14 protein-coding genes are annotated in these 13,714 nt (G+C 69.6%); 4 read left to right on the top strand and 10 right to left on the bottom strand.

Features of this window, described 5'->3' with window-relative positions; all coding sequences use genetic code 11:
• The first annotated feature begins 36 nt into the window (after nt 1-36).
• Nucleotides 37-819 (top strand): DUF3027 domain-containing protein, encoded by a 783-nt coding sequence (locus F8178_RS18130; RefSeq protein ID WP_317496036.1) that lies wholly within the window; start codon nt 37-39, stop codon nt 817-819.
• A gap of 67 nt (nt 820-886) precedes the next feature.
• On the opposite strand, the gene F8178_RS18125 is transcribed toward F8178_RS18130, so the two are convergent.
• On the bottom strand, nt 887-1,150 hold the full coding sequence (locus F8178_RS18125) for a DUF2530 domain-containing protein (RefSeq protein ID WP_317496035.1): 264 nt from the start codon (nt 1,148-1,150) through the stop codon (nt 887-889).
• A gap of 40 nt (nt 1,151-1,190) precedes the next feature.
• Between F8178_RS18125 and F8178_RS18120 the strand changes: the two genes are divergently transcribed.
• Nucleotides 1,191-1,622, top strand: coding sequence for a MarR family transcriptional regulator (locus F8178_RS18120; protein WP_317496034.1), 432 nt, complete (start codon nt 1,191-1,193; stop codon nt 1,620-1,622).
• Between the two features lie 255 nt (nt 1,623-1,877).
• Here the strand turns inward: F8178_RS18120 and F8178_RS18115 are convergent, their stop codons facing one another.
• Both F8178_RS18115 and F8178_RS18110 read right to left on the bottom strand, forming a co-directional pair.
• Nucleotides 1,878-2,501 carry a superoxide dismutase gene (locus F8178_RS18115; protein WP_317496033.1) on the bottom strand — a complete coding sequence of 208 codons (624 nt, stop codon included), beginning with the start codon at nt 2,499-2,501 and terminating at the stop codon, nt 1,878-1,880.
• Nucleotides 2,502-2,670: 169 nt separating this feature from the next.
• Entirely contained in the window at nt 2,671-4,122 is a 1,452-nt protein-coding gene (locus F8178_RS18110) for a glutamate--cysteine ligase (RefSeq protein WP_317496106.1), read from the bottom strand.
• A gap of 583 nt (nt 4,123-4,705) precedes the next feature.
• Between F8178_RS18110 and F8178_RS18105 the strand changes: the two genes are divergently transcribed.
• Both F8178_RS18105 and F8178_RS18100 read left to right on the top strand, forming a co-directional pair.
• Nucleotides 4,706-5,590 carry an RNA methyltransferase gene (locus F8178_RS18105; protein WP_317496032.1) on the top strand — a complete coding sequence of 295 codons (885 nt, stop codon included), beginning with the start codon at nt 4,706-4,708 and terminating at the stop codon, nt 5,588-5,590.
• Nucleotides 5,587-6,291, top strand: coding sequence for a DUF2537 domain-containing protein (locus F8178_RS18100; RefSeq protein WP_317496031.1), 705 nt, complete (start codon nt 5,587-5,589; stop codon nt 6,289-6,291). Before F8178_RS18105 ends, F8178_RS18100 begins: the two co-directional genes overlap by 4 nt.
• Nucleotides 6,292-6,303: 12 nt before the next feature.
• On the opposite strand, the gene sepH is transcribed toward F8178_RS18100, so the two are convergent.
• The 7 genes from sepH to F8178_RS18065 all read right to left on the bottom strand — a co-directional run bounded on the left by sepH (nt 6,304) and on the right by F8178_RS18065 (nt 13,639).
• Nucleotides 6,304-7,257 (bottom strand): septation protein SepH, encoded by a 954-nt coding sequence (gene sepH / locus F8178_RS18095; RefSeq protein WP_317496030.1) that lies wholly within the window; start codon nt 7,255-7,257, stop codon nt 6,304-6,306.
• Between the two features lie 172 nt (nt 7,258-7,429).
• Nucleotides 7,430-8,557, bottom strand: coding sequence for a phosphoserine transaminase (gene serC / locus F8178_RS18090; protein ID WP_317496029.1), 1,128 nt, complete (start codon nt 8,555-8,557; stop codon nt 7,430-7,432).
• 12 nt (nt 8,558-8,569) lie between these two features.
• Entirely contained in the window at nt 8,570-9,934 is a 1,365-nt protein-coding gene (locus tag F8178_RS18085) for a serine hydrolase domain-containing protein (protein ID WP_317496028.1), read from the bottom strand.
• Nucleotides 9,935-10,066: 132 nt separating this feature from the next.
• Nucleotides 10,067-10,705 carry a response regulator transcription factor gene (locus F8178_RS18080; RefSeq protein ID WP_317496027.1) on the bottom strand — a complete coding sequence of 213 codons (639 nt, stop codon included), beginning with the start codon at nt 10,703-10,705 and terminating at the stop codon, nt 10,067-10,069.
• Nucleotides 10,702-11,943, bottom strand: coding sequence for a sensor histidine kinase (locus tag F8178_RS18075; protein ID WP_317496026.1), 1,242 nt, complete (start codon nt 11,941-11,943; stop codon nt 10,702-10,704). The genes F8178_RS18080 and F8178_RS18075 overlap by 4 nt, the downstream gene beginning before the upstream one ends.
• Nucleotides 11,922-12,794: an ABC transporter permease gene (locus F8178_RS18070; RefSeq protein ID WP_317496025.1), complete on the bottom strand. Its 873-nt coding sequence runs from the start codon at nt 12,792-12,794 to the stop codon at nt 11,922-11,924. The genes F8178_RS18075 and F8178_RS18070 overlap by 22 nt, the downstream gene beginning before the upstream one ends.
• Nucleotides 12,791-13,639, bottom strand: coding sequence for an ABC transporter ATP-binding protein (locus F8178_RS18065; RefSeq protein ID WP_317496024.1), 849 nt, complete (start codon nt 13,637-13,639; stop codon nt 12,791-12,793). The genes F8178_RS18070 and F8178_RS18065 overlap by 4 nt, the downstream gene beginning before the upstream one ends.
• Nucleotides 13,640-13,714: the final 75 nt, after the last annotated feature.

Below are 13,714 nucleotides of genomic sequence, written 5' to 3'. Positions count from 1 at the left end.
GGTGATCGCGATGACGATACGACTATCCTGACCGGTATGACTTCCACGCCGACCGCTCCCCCGCGGCCCGGACCGCAACCGGCATCCTGGCTGATCGATGCCGTGGATGTGTCGCGGTCTGCCGCGTGGGAAGAGGCATCCGAACGGGGATACGATCCCGATGCGGTCGTCGGTGAGTACGTCGGTGTCGAGTACGAGGACGACGCCAGCGTGACGCACCGGTTCGAGGCGACCGTGCCGGGATACGGCGGTTGGCAGTGGCACGTCACGGTCGCCGGTGCCGGGGAGGACCTGCCGGTCACGGTGAGCGAGGTGATGCTGCGACCGGGACCACACGCGCTGGTTGCCAAGGAATGGGTGCCGTGGGAGCGCCGGGTACGCCCCGGTGACCTCGGCATCGGGGACGTGCTGCCGACACGCGAGGACGACGACCGGCTGGTTCCTGGGCACATCGCCTCCGGTGACGACGAGCTGGACGAGCTGGTCGTGGAGCCGGGGCTGGGGCGTGCGAGGGTGATGTCCCTGACCGGCAGGTTGGCCGCGGCTGCCCGGTGGCGCGCGGGTGAGTTCGGGCCACGTTCGGACATGGCGCGCAGCGCCCCGCAGCCGTGCGGCACCTGTGGCTTCTACCTGCCGCTCGCCGGGTCGTTGCGCGCGGCGTTCGGGGTGTGTGGCAACGACGTCGCGCCCGCCGACGGTCACGTGGTGCACGTCGAGTACGGCTGTGGTGCGCACTCCGAGATCGAGGTGAGCGGTGCCGCCGCGGTGCCGGTGGCCGATCTGGTCTACGACGATTCCCGGCTCGAGATCGACTCCTGACACGGGGCAGGCTGGGTAGCAGGCGGCCGCTACCGAGTGCCCGTGACGGGAGCCGGGGTCGCGGCCCTCACAGGCCGCGCTGGGCCCCGCGCCGTCCTTTCCTGGATGCGTAGCGTTGCCAGGCGACCAGTGACATGCCGACGGCGCCGAGTACCAGCCCGGCGATCGTGGTGGTCAGCCAGATGCCGACGTCGTAACCGAGCGTGTACAGCACAATGATGGTGATGAGCGCGGCAGCCCACGCCGCACTGCCCACGACCAGTGCTGGCCCGAGGTCCGTGAGCCGTTTGGGTAAGTTGGGCGGCAACTGCCGTTCGGGTGAGTCGACCACACCGGGAAGGTTACCGGGGTGGGATAGGTAAGCTGACGAGATGGCCGAAGCTGGGCACGATCGAGGTCTGGCGAGCCGGTTGCGGCTCGCCGTGGTGCGGTTGAATCGCAGGCTGCGCGCACAACGGCTGTCCACGCATGTCTCGCTCACCCAGTTATCGGCGCTGTCGACGCTGCACAAGTGCGGCCCGATGACGCCGGGGCAGCTCGCGGCGAAAGAGGGCGTGCAGCCCCCCTCGATGACCCGGGTGATCGTGGCGCTGGAGCAGCTGGGCTACATCGCCCGGACGGCGCATCCGACCGATCGCAGGCAGGCCATCGTCGAGCTCAGCACGCGCGGCCTGGAGTATGTGCACGAGAACATCTCCGTGCGGGAAGCCTGGCTGGACGAGCGGCTGTCTGAGCTGACGCAGGACGAGCGCGAGGTACTGGACCGGGCCGCGGAGATCATCGAGCGCATGGCCGCGCAGTAACGCCCAGCAGTGGCGCCCGGCGGGCGACACCCGGTGCGGGCGAAATCGATCGGCCTCCTCATCTTGTGTTCGTGATGAGGTTAGGCTAACCTTATATGTGCCCGCTTCGTGGTGGGAGCGGCAGTCAGTTCGGGAACGAGCAGGGTGCCGCCGCGATCGAGATCGCGGCGGCACCCTGTGCTATGCGTACTGGTACGCGGTCCTCCCGTGCTGTCCCCGAGGTGCTTCGCTTGCCGTGAGACGGTCGGCGCTGTCTCAGCGGAGCAGCAGGCCGTTGCCGCCGTTACGGGCGTCCTCGAAGCGCCGGGCGATCTCGGCCCAGTTGTAGACGTTCCACAGCGCCTTGACGTAGTCGGCCTTCACGTTGCGGTACTGCAGGTAGAAGGCGTGCTCCCAGACGTCGGTCATCATGATCGGCACGGTGGGCAGCGCCATGTTGTTGTGGTGGTCGCGCAGCTGCTGGATGATCAGCTTCTTGCCGATCGGGTCCCAGGACAGCGCGGCCCAGCCGTTGCCCTGAATGGTGGTGGCAGCGGCCTCGTAGTGGGCCTGGAACTTGTCGAAGGAGCCGAAGCTCTCGTCGATTGCCGCGGCGAGCTCGCCGGTCGGCTTGTCGCCGCCCTCCGGGGAGAGGATCTTCCACCACACCACGTGGTTAGCGTGGCCCGCGAGGTTGAACGCCAGGGTGGTCTCCAGGCCGACGATGGCGCCGTAGTCGCCCGCCTCGCGCGCGGCCGCGAGCTTGTCCATGGTGTCGTTGGCACCCTTGACATAGGTCGCGTGGTGCTTGCTGTGGTGCAGTTCGTTGATCTCGCCGGAGATGTGCGGCTCGAGCGCGCCGTAGTCGTAGTCCAGGTCAGGAAGCTCGTACAGGGCCATGCGCCCTCCTCAATCTCATGAGAGTCCTTACCGATCTGTCCACCCGCCAACCTAGTAGCACGCCTGTGGTCAGGCGAACGGGGTAGGAGGTAAGGGCCTGCGACGTCACCCACAACGGTATTTTTGGCGATATGTCGACAAAATTTCGGATCTATCGTGGACCGAAGCTTTACACCGGATCCCACTCGTGAACCGGACGCCCGTCGCTTGCCCTGTCGACGTACTCGGCCAGCATCACCTCGAGCGCGGCTTCCCGGTTCATCCCGCGTGACTCCAGGCGGAGCACGGCATCGCGCTGCCAGCTGGATCCGGTGCGGCGGGCGACGCAGCGCCGCTCCAGCACGTCGAGGTAGTGGTCAGCGGCCTCGGTGGGCACGCCGGAGGCGAGTAGCCCCTCGTGGGCGAGGGGGAGCAGCACCCGCAGCGCCAGCTCGTCGGCAGGCACCGAACCGGTACCCGGCCAGTAGAGCCGCGCGTGGATGCCGTCTCTTGCGCCTGCGAACAGGTTCTGCTCGGCGGCGTCGAACGACATCTGCGACCACAGCGGTCGTTCGGCGTCGGCGAGGGCGCGCTGGGCTCCGTAGAAGAACGCGGCGTTGGCCAGCATATCGAGCACGGTCGGACCCGCCGGAAGGACCCGGTTCTCGATCCGCAGGTGCGGCGTGCCGTCCACCACGTCGTACACCGGCCGGTTCCACCGCCAGACCGTGCCGTTGTGGGTGCGCAGCTCGGTGAGCTGTGGCACGCGGCCCGCCTCCAGCGTCTCCAGCGGATCCTCCGGGTCGGTCTCGGTGAGCAGGCCCGGGAAGTACCGCACGTTCTCCTCGAACAGGTCGAAGATCGAGGTGATCCAGCGCTCGCCGAACCATACGCGCGGGCGGACCCCTTGGGCCCGGAACTCCTCGGGGCGGGTGTCGGTGGATTGCAGGAACAGCGGGATCCGGGTTTCGTGCCAGAGGGCCTTGCCGAGCAGGAAGGGGGAGTTGGCGCCGAGGGCGAGCTGTACCCCGGCCAGGCACTGGGCTGCGTTCCAGTACGGCGCGAAGTCCTCGGGGCCGACCTGCAGGTGGAACTGTGCCGCGGTGCCTGCGGACTCCGGCAGGATGGTCTCGGTGTGGGTGTGCAGCCGCTCGGCCGACCGACCCGGCAGCGCGGTGCCGTCGATCTCGAGCCTGGGTAGTTCCCGCCGTGCGGCGATGATCTCGTTGTTCAGTAGCTGGTAGCGCGGGTTGCCGCTCATCCAGTGGGTGCTGAACTGCTCGTCGGTCAGCGTGGGCAGGATACCGATGACGACCATGCCGCCACAGATGTTCTCGGCAGCCTCGCTCGCCGAGGTGAGGTAGCCATGCAGGTCGCGTTCCAGTGCGCCCAGCGAATCGCCGGCCAGCGGCCGGGGCAGCACGTTCAGCTCCAGGTTGTGCTTACCGAGTTCGCAACTGAAGGTGTTCCCGCCAAGGTATTCGAGTACGTGGTCGTTGCTCATCGCCGGGCGGAGTGCGGAGTCGACCAGGTTGAGCTCGAGTTCGAGCCCGATGTGTTTGTGCGGGAAGCAGAAACTGCCGTCGGCCAGCATCCGTTCGAGTGCATCCAGGCAGCGGTGCACTTTGTCCCGGTAGCGCATGCGGTCCTGCGGGGTGGCAGACGTTGGGTGCCCGCCGGATCCGGGTGTGGCCTGCGGTCCCACCTGTCGCGGGATGCGCGGCTGCTGCTCGGTTCGTGTTCCTGGACCGCTCGGCTCGCCGTCGACCTCACCACCCGGCTCGCCGTCCAGCTCGCCGTCCAGCTCACGCTGTCCGGTATACCCGCTGTGATCGTTGTGCTTGTAGTATTCGCGCTGTTCGCGCTGTTCGCTGTCGAGGATGCGAACTCCCGCGTTCGAAACGTCGTCGTGCTGGTATTCAGTATCGGATGCTGCGCCGCAGCGAATTGTCACCACTCACCTCGACCATCACTCACTGTATTGTCACGCACTCCTGATGGCACTCCTGTGGCGGACCCCGAAGGCTCAGAGTGACACACGCGCGGGGGTAGCTGCTAGCGGCCAAACTGGTGCATTCGGACACAGCAACAATTACTCTGTGCGTTCTTTACCGTTCTATTAATCCGGGATTATCAGGCACTAGGGAGTCAATTCGTTCGCGGAACCGTGGAACCACTAAGCCGCGACCGTCGTGGCCGCCATACCCTGGTGGGATACTCGGGCCATGGCCGAGCTGGTTGCGGTGTCCAGCAGCACCGATCCCAGGGTAGACGACTTCAGGGACCTGACGCGGGCGGATCGACGGCCCGATCGTCCCGGCGGCAGGGGTTTGGTCATCGCCGAGGGCACGGTGGTGATCCGGCGGTTGCTCGCCTCGCCGTACCCGCCGCGCGCGCTTCTCGGCGTGCCCGACCGCATCGACGATCTCGCAGCCGACCTGGCGGGTGTGGATGTCCCGGCCTACGTGACCGACGCGGGCACGATGGCCGAGGTGGTCGGCTTTCACCTCAACCGGGGTGTGCTCGCGGTCGCCGATCGCGCCACTCCGCCCTCGCCGGAGGCGCTGGCCGAACGCGGTGGTCGGGTGGCGGTGCTGGAAGGCGTGGGGGATCACGAGAACCTCGGGGCGCTGTTCCGCAACGCGGCGGCGCTCGGTGTGACCGGGGTGCTACTCGGCCCCGGCTGCAGCGACCCGCTGTACCGGCGCAGCGTGCGGGTGTCCATGGGGCACGTGCTGCTGGTGCCGTTCACCCGGCTACCGCACTGGCCGGGCGGGCTCGACGTGCTGCGCGAGCGGGGTTTCCGCATCGCCGCGCTCACCCCGGCTGCCTGCGCGGTGGATATCGGTGACTTCCTCGACCACGGCGACCCGGGCGACCGGGTGGCGGTGCTGCTCGGTTCCGAAGGGCACGGCCTGTCGGCCGAGGCGATCGGCGCGGCCGACGCCGCCGTACGCATCCCCATGTTGGGGGATGTGGACTCGCTCAACATCGCCACCGCGGGTGCGATCGCCTTCTATGAGCTCACGCGCGATGACTGCGCGGCGGGGGCTACGGTGAACGCCGGGAGGGGCAACGGCGTCGCTGGTGTGGGCGATCGGGTCGAATGACGGAGGCACGGGTGGAGCTGCGGGTCCGAGACGGGCGCGCGGTGCTCGCCGAGCGGGCAGCAGGCGACCGCGGCGGTGAGCACGGTAGCGACGAGCACGGCGAGCACGGTAACGGTGCGCGGGAGTTCGCGCCGGAGAGCCTGCCGCTGGGTGCCGAGCTCGCCGCCGCACTGCACGAGTGGGCTCGGGTGACCGCGGCGGTGCAGCAGGGCGCCCGCGGGCAGCACCCCGAACTGGAAGCCCCTGGGGAGGACGCCATCGGCATGATCTCCCGGCGGGGCCGCCAGCTCGCGGGTCGCGTCGCCTCACGAATCCATACCCCGGTCCATGTGGTGGACCCGGTCACGGGGCAAACCAGCGTGGCGGTCCCCGAGCCACGCCATACCGGCACCGGCCCGCGACACGCCAGTCCGCGCGGAAGCAGGCTGTTCCGCCGGTCGCCAGGGGAGCCGCCGCCGTGGGGCCCTGGGCTTACCGTGTCGGCGTTCACCTGCGCGATCGTGATCGTGGGGATGCTAGCCCTCGGCGGGGCCACGGGCGAGCCGGGGTGGCTGTCGCTGGGAGCGGCCCTGGTGGTCACCGTGGGACTGGCGCCGTCGCTGTGGCTTGGCAAGTCGGTTCCGGTACTGCGCTGGATGTGCCTCGGCGCCACCGCGGGCCTGGCGTTCTCCTGGATCGCGCTGCTGGTCGCTGCCCTGTAACCGGAGCGTGCGTCAGCCGCCGCGCTGTGATCGCACGCCGAGCAGCACGTCCTCCCAGGCGGGCACCACGGGGTGGTGCTTCTTGCGCTTGGTGACCGGCGAGCCCGGCACATCGCCAGGGTCACGCTGCGGGGGCCCGGCGGCGCCGGAGGGCACGGCCGGGAACTCGGTGGTGTCGTCCTCACCCTCCGGATCGTCGTCGGCCGCCCCCGCGCCCCTGCCCGCGGCGCTGCCGTTGCCTGCGAGCTCCCCGGCGTGTGGGAGGTAGTCGTGCCCGTAGTCGCCGTCCCCGCCGTCGTTGACCGGACCGAGAGGTGGTTGAAAGGCGTCGTCAGGGCGCGCGCCTGGCCCCTGGACGACCGGTCGGAGGTTACGGGGTGCCCGGTAGGAGTGCGGGTTCAGCAGTTCCTCGGCGTGCTCGTCGATCGGCGCGACGGTGCCGCCGTGCGCTCCTGGGGTGAACACCCAGTGCGCGCTGTTGTCCGAGCGGCCCGCTTGCCAGGACAGCTGCACCACCCACTTGCCGTCGTCGCCACGCCAGGAGTCCCACTGGGCGTGCGAGTAGTCCTGACCGCGCAGTCCGAACGCATGGGCGACGACCTCGCCGAGCGTGCGTACGTCGGGACCGTCCTCGCGTACCGGGTGCGCTTGCTGGGCCAGCTCGGCGTTGCGGGAGCGTTCCAGCAGCACGGGATGGGCGAACCGCTCCACGCGCTGCAATGGTATTCCCGCGCTGGAGGCCACGTGCTGGACGGTTTCCCCTGCGCGGATGCGAGCCTGGATCTCGCGTGGCCGCATGTGGCTTTCCATCTCGATCTGGATCTGTCCTAACCGGGTGGCATCGCCGCGAGCGGCGGCGCGGAGCTGGTCGTCGGCGGGGATCCGGAACTGTTCCCTGGTGCCCGGGTCCTCGCAGACGACGGACGTACCGTCCTCTCCCAACCCGACAACCCTGAGCGTGCGCATCTCCCGCCTCCCGCGACGTTACGTACTGCAAGCACAGGGTAGGTCGGCGAGTCGGCTTGACCTCGCAGGCACGCCGGAGGGAACGCGACTTATCCGTGACCGGCCCCGAACACAGCGTGGTGGCGCCGCGTTTCGCGACGCCACCACGGTGCCAGGCAGGTTATGCGCCGGATCAGCTCGTGCGCTCGACGAGCCAGTCGACGCAGCGGGTCAGGGCGCTGATGTCGTCCGGCTCGATGGCCGGGAACATACCCACCCGGAGCTGGTTGCGGCCCAGCTTGCGGTACGGCTCGACGTCGACGATCCCGTTCGCCCGCAGTGTCGCGGCGAGCTGGGCGGCATCGATGTCGTCGTTGAAGTCGATGGTGCCGACCACGTGGGAGCGGTGCTCGGGTTCGGTCACGTACGGCGTGGCGTAGCTGGACTTCTCCGCCCACTCGTACAGCCTGCGTGCGGATTCCGCGGTGCGGTTGGTCGCCCAGTCCAGCCCGCCGCCTGCCAGCATCCACTCGATCTGGTCGGCGAGCAGCAGCAGGGTCGCCACCGCCGGGGTGTTGTACGTCTGGTCCTTGCGGGAGTTGTCCAGCGCCGTGGTCAGCGACAGGAACTCCGGCACCCAGCGATCGGACTCGCCGATCTCGGTGATGCGCTCGACCGCGGCTGGCGAGCACAGCGCCACCCACAGCCCGCCGTCGGAGGCGAAGCACTTCTGCGGCGCGAAGTAGTAGACGTCGAAGTCCTCCGCGGCTACCGGCAGGCCACCGGCGGCGCTGGTGGCGTCGATGGCTACGAGCGCACCGTCGCTGCCCGCCGGGCGCCGGACCGGGACGGCGACACCGGTCGAGGTCTCGTTGTGCGCCCAGCCGACGAGGTCGGCACCGGGCTGGTAAGTGATCTCGGGCGCGGTCCCCGGCTCGGCGGAGACCACGATCGGGTCGGACAGGAACGGCGCACCCTGGTTGACCTTGGCGAACTTCGAGGAGAACTCGCCGTAGGTGAACAGTTGTGCGCGATCCCGAACCAGACCGAAGGCCGCGGCATCCCAGAACGCCGTTGTTCCGCCGTTGCCGAGCAGCACTTCGTACCCGTCAGGGAGGTTGAACAGTTCCCGGAGGCCAGCGCGGACCCGGCCGACGAGCGACTTCACCGGCTTCTGCCGGTGTGAGGTGCCCATCACAGCGGCGCCCTCCTCGGCGAGGTGGGCGAGCTGCTCGGTACGGACCTTGGAAGGACCGCAACCGAACCGCCCGTCGGCAGGCTTGATGTCCTCGGGAAGCGTCAATTCAGCGGCATCGGTCATGGCGTTAGTCTGTCACGCGCGCCAACCGCCGGTGTCGACACCGCCCGGTATCGGCGCTTCCGGGTCGTACGGGGTGCGGGTGAAGATGAACGTGGCCAGCGCGAGGTGGTGCGGCGCGCCGTCTGTGGTGCGCGCCACGTGGAGGATCTCCCCGGCGTAGTAGCCGTCGAGCCCTTCCCATCGGTCGTCGCCAAGTGGGCGGAACCGCGAGGCCCGCCCTGGGCCACTGGCCGGTCCGAGGTGAAGCCACCCGCCGGGCAGCACGCGCAGGTAGAACGGCGCGGGCCCCCAGTGCCACAGGCCGGTGAGTGGCAGCAGCGCCGGGTCGGTCTCGGCGGGCTGCCAGGGGGCGGGCAGGGCTGGCTCCAGCTCGTCGGCCAGCGAGATCAGGTCGAGCACCAGGCCGAGGATGGCCGGGCCCGCTGTGGTGTTGGCCATGGCCACCGCGCCGGTGCCGGTGACGGGGTCGATCATCGACGAGGCGAGGAAGCCCGGCATGGAACCGGTGTGGCCTGCCAGCACCCGGCCCTGGTTCCTGGCCAGCTGGATGCCGAGGCCGTACCCCATCGCCCAGGCGTTGTTGGGGTCGCCGCCGCTGTCGACGGCCTGCGGCATCCGCATCTCGGCGATGGTGTCCTGCGACAGCACCCCGCCGGTGTGTCCGCCGACCAGGGCGGTGAAGCGCGCCTGGTCGGTGAGGGTGGACCACAGCTGGCCGGCGGGGGCCATGGCTCCCGCGTCGTGCGCAGGCTCGGGCAGCAGCACGTCGGCGAACGGATGGACCGCCCAGCCGGTGGCGTGCTTGCCCTCCGGGGCGGGCGTGGTGCGGTGCATGCCGAGCGGTTCGAGGAGCTCGGTGCGTAGCGCTTCGGACCAGCTGGTGCCGCGCAGTCGGGCCACGAGCTCGCCGAGGACGCCGTACCCGACGTTGGAGTAGTGGAACCGCGCGCCCGGCCGGTGCCGGACGTCGTTCCCGTCGAGCCGGGCGGCCAGCTCGTCCCAGCTGGTACCGCTGCTGCGCTCCCACCAGTCGCCGGGGGATTCCGCGGTCAGCCCCGAGGTGTGCGACAGCAGCTGGGCGACGGTCAGGTGCCCGAAGTCGGTGCCGGGCAGGTGGGTCTCCAGGCGGTCGTTCAGTTCGAGCGCGCCTTCGTCTCGCAGCCGCAGCACCAGCATGCCGATGAAGGGTTTGGTGATGGAGCCGATACGGTACTGGGTGTCGGCGTCGGGTTCGACGCGGTCGGCGAGGTGGCCTCGCGCGCCCCACCACGCGATCTCCCCGTCCCGGACGATCGCGGCGACCAGCGAGGGGACCCGGTTGGTCGCCTGCTCGCCTGCGATCCGCCGCAGCAGCGCGAACTCGGTCGTCGGTAACATGCGCGCCATTCTGCCTCGCCGTGTCCAGGGCACCGACACCCCGTGTTGGGCACCAGGACCCCCCATGTCTGGCTCGCCGACACCCCATATCGTGCGCTGGGACACACCGGTTCGGGCCGCAACCGGCTCCGGCTACAGCAGTCCCAGCGCCATCGCCGTGGTCACCGCCGCCGTCCGGTCGGAGGTGTCCAGCTTGGCGAAGGTGCGCAGCAAGTGGGTCTTCACGGTGGCCTCGCTGATGTGCAGCTCACTGCCGATCTCGGCGTTCGTCTTACCCTGTGCCACCAGCCGCAGCACCGCGACTTCCCGATCGGACAGTGCAGGCTGGGCATGCCCGCGTCCCCGGTGCAACCGCTCGGCCAGCTTGCCTGCCACCGAGGGCGCCAGCACCGTCTCGCCGCGGGCCGCCGACCTGATCGACTCGGCGAGGTCAGCGCGGGCGATGTCCTTGAGCAGGTAACCGGCCGCCCCGGCCTCCACCGCGCGCAGGATGTCGGTATCGGTCTCGTAGGTCGTCAGCACCACCACGCGGGGCGGCGGCCGCTCGGCGAGCAGCAGCTCGGTGGCCGCGACCCCGTCCATGCCCGGCATCCGCAGATCCATCAGCACCACATCCGGGCGATGTGCGCGGCAGGCGGCGAGCGCCTCCTCGCCGGATCCTGCCTCGGCGACCACGGCAAGATCCGGCTGGGTCTCGAGCATGCCCCGCAGCCCTTCCCGCACCACCGGGTGATCATCGGCCAGCACCAGCCGGATCGGTGTATCGCTCATGCCGGCACCTCCACCTCCACCGTGACGCCCGATCCCGGCTCGCCTCGCGTGCTGATCGTGCCACCCACCTGTGCCACCCTGCCGCGCATGCCACGCAAGCCGTACCCCTCGTCGAGCTGCCCGTCGGGAAAGCCCACGCCGTCGTCGCTGATCGACAGCATCACCCCGGCGCCGCTGTCGCGCAACGCCACCGTCGCCGACGACGCACCGGAGTGCCTACGCACGTTGGCGAGCGCTTCCTGCGCGGCACGCAGCAGCACGACCTCGGTGGCGGTATCCAACCGGGGAAGGCTGTCGTCGATCTCGCAGCACGTCTCGATGCCGGTGTCCTCGGCGAGCCTGTCCACCTCCCGACGGACCGCGTCGGCGAGGGAGCCGTTCCGCAGCCCGGCAGGCGTCAGCGCGGCTACCATGGCACGCGCCTCGTCCAGGTTCTCCCGCCCGGTGCGGGCGGCGCTGTCCAGGTGCCTGCGTGCCGCGGCGGGATCGTCGGCCAGTCGGGACTCGGCGGCCTGCACCAGCGTGATCATGCTGGTGAAGCCCTGGGCGAGGGTGTCGTGGATCTCGCGAGCCAGCCGTTCCCGCTCGGCGGCCGTACCCGCCTCGCGGGACAGCTCCGCCACCTCGGTCCTGCTCGCCGCCAGCCGGTCGATCAGCTCGGCCTGCCGGTCGCTCTGCTTGATCACCCGGTCCATGCAGTAGCCGATCAACACCGACAGCACCCCGAACACGGCGACGCCGGGCCCGGCTTCCCGCAGTGCGGTCTCCAGGTTCGCCCCGGAGGTGATGATGACGATGGCCGGGATGAACACCACGACGATCGTCAGCGGCACCGCGTACGCCAGGGTGAGCAGCATGAACCCCTGCGGGATGAGCAAGGCCATGGCCCACGCCGCCTTCGGATGGATCAGCGTCGCCATGAACAGCAGGGCGGCGGCCACCGCCAGGTACAGCGCCACCCGGCGGGAGTTGCTCTCGCCAGCTACGGCCAGCCGGTGCCCGAGGAACCAGTACCAGCACCCCAGGACGGCCAGCAGCAGTGTGGCCAGTGCCGCCTCGGTGTAGCGGCCGGCCGGATCGAGGAACAGGGTGGCCACCGTGGCCAGGGCGACGAGCCCGTAGAAGGCCTCCCACAACCACAGGAACGTGCGGTCCAGCTCGGTGCCGGATGCGCCGAGCCACTCGCGCTCGACGGCCTCCGGCGCCGAGGGTTCGGTTACCCCGGTTCGTTGGTCCATCGGAACGTCCATCGCGCCAGTAGCAGGCCCACCAACAGCCACGCCCCGATCACCAGGGCAGCCGTGCCGAGTTCCCATTGTCCAGCCAGCTCCGCTGCCGCCGCCTCCTCCGGTAGGAACACCGAACGCATGCCCTGGGCGATCCATTTGACCGGGAAGATCGAGGAGGCTGTGACCATCGCGTCGGGCAGCGCGGAGATGGTGATGAACACCCCCGAGGTGAAGTTGAGCGTGAGGTAGATCAGGTTCGTGGCCGCGGCCGCGGCGTTGGCCCCGCGGGCGATGGCGCTGGCCGCGATCCCCAGGAGCGTGCACGAGCCGATCCCGAGCAGGAACACCCAGGTGAAGGTGAGCCACTGGGCGGGTTCGGTGGGCAGCGTGAGGTCGAACAGCACGGTGCCCACCACCAGCAGCAGGGTCACCTGGGCGACGCTGGCGACGGCGACGAGCACGGCCTTGCCGATGAAGTACGAGGTGGCGGGCATCGGTGTGCCTCGCAGCCGCTTCAGCGTGCCTGCCTGGCGGTCCAGCGCCACGCCGACTCCCATGCTGATGAACGAGGTCGAGATGAAACCGGCGGCGATCATGCTGGCGGTGAGGATCTGGCTGACGTTGACCCCGGCGGCCGGGTCGGTGTCGCCGAAGGTAGAGCCGAGCAGGATCAGGATGATCGCAGGCAGCGAGAAGGTGAAGACCACGAACTCGGCCTGGCGGAAGAACTGTTTGAGTTCCACGACACCACGACGGAGCCCGATGGCGAGCGCGCCGGGCAGCGGGGCCGCGGCCGCCTGCGCGCGCCGTTCGCCCTGGCTGTCCTGCCCGACTTGAGCGGTGACGTCGGATCGTGTCATGAGGGCTCCCCGATGAGTTCCAGGTAGATGTCTTCCAGCGACGGGCGGGTGACGGTCAGCCCTGCTAACTCGCCCCGGGTCGTCGCCAGCTCGCTGATCAGCGCGGTTGGCGTGTCGGTCGGCACCGCGTGCGGGCCCTCCTCGTCGTGCCACCGCACCGTGGCCGTCGCCGACGCGCGGCCGCCGAGCGTGTCCGGGCTGCCCTCGGCAACGATCCGGCCCTTGGTGATCACCCCGACCCGGTCGGCCAGCGCCTCGGCCTCGTCCAGGTAATGGGTGGTGAGCACGATCGTGGTGCCGTAGGCGGCCAGTGACGAGATCAGCTCCCAGAACCGGCGTCGCGCCTCGGGGTCGAACCCCGTGGTGGGTTCGTCGAGGAACAGCAGCTCGGGCCTGCCGACAATGCCGAGCGCCACATCGAGCCTGCGACGCTGCCCGCCGGAGAGGTGTTTCACCCTGGTGCGTGCCTTGGCGGCGAGCCCGACCCGCTCGATGACCTCGCCGGGTTCGTGGCTGCGCGGGTAGTAGCCCGCGTAGTGCCGGACGCTTTCCTCCACGGTCAGCACAGCGGCGTCCTCGGCGGCGTTGCCGCCGGTCTGCAACACGATGCCGATCCGCGAGCGCCAGCGCCTGCCTGCCGAGCCGGGGTCCTCGCCAAGCACGGTCGCTTCGCCTGCGGATCTCCTGCGGTGGCCTTCCAGGATCTCCACCGTCGTCGACTTGCCTGCCCCGTTCGGACCGAGCAGGGCGAACACCTCGCCGTGGGCGATGTCCAGGTTCACCCCGTCGACGGCGGTGACTTCATCGTAGGACTTGTGCAGTCCGCGTACCCGGATCGCGTTCATACCCCCAGCATGGGGCTCGCGGCACCCCGTGCGGTACGACGGACCGGTGGAATCGGGTGTCCCCCGACCGGTGGA

It is taken from the genome of Haloechinothrix sp. LS1_15 (assembly GCF_033042135.1).
GTDB lineage: Bacteria > Actinomycetota > Actinomycetes > Mycobacteriales > Pseudonocardiaceae > Haloechinothrix.
This window is presented reverse-complemented; position numbering and strand designations above follow the sequence as displayed.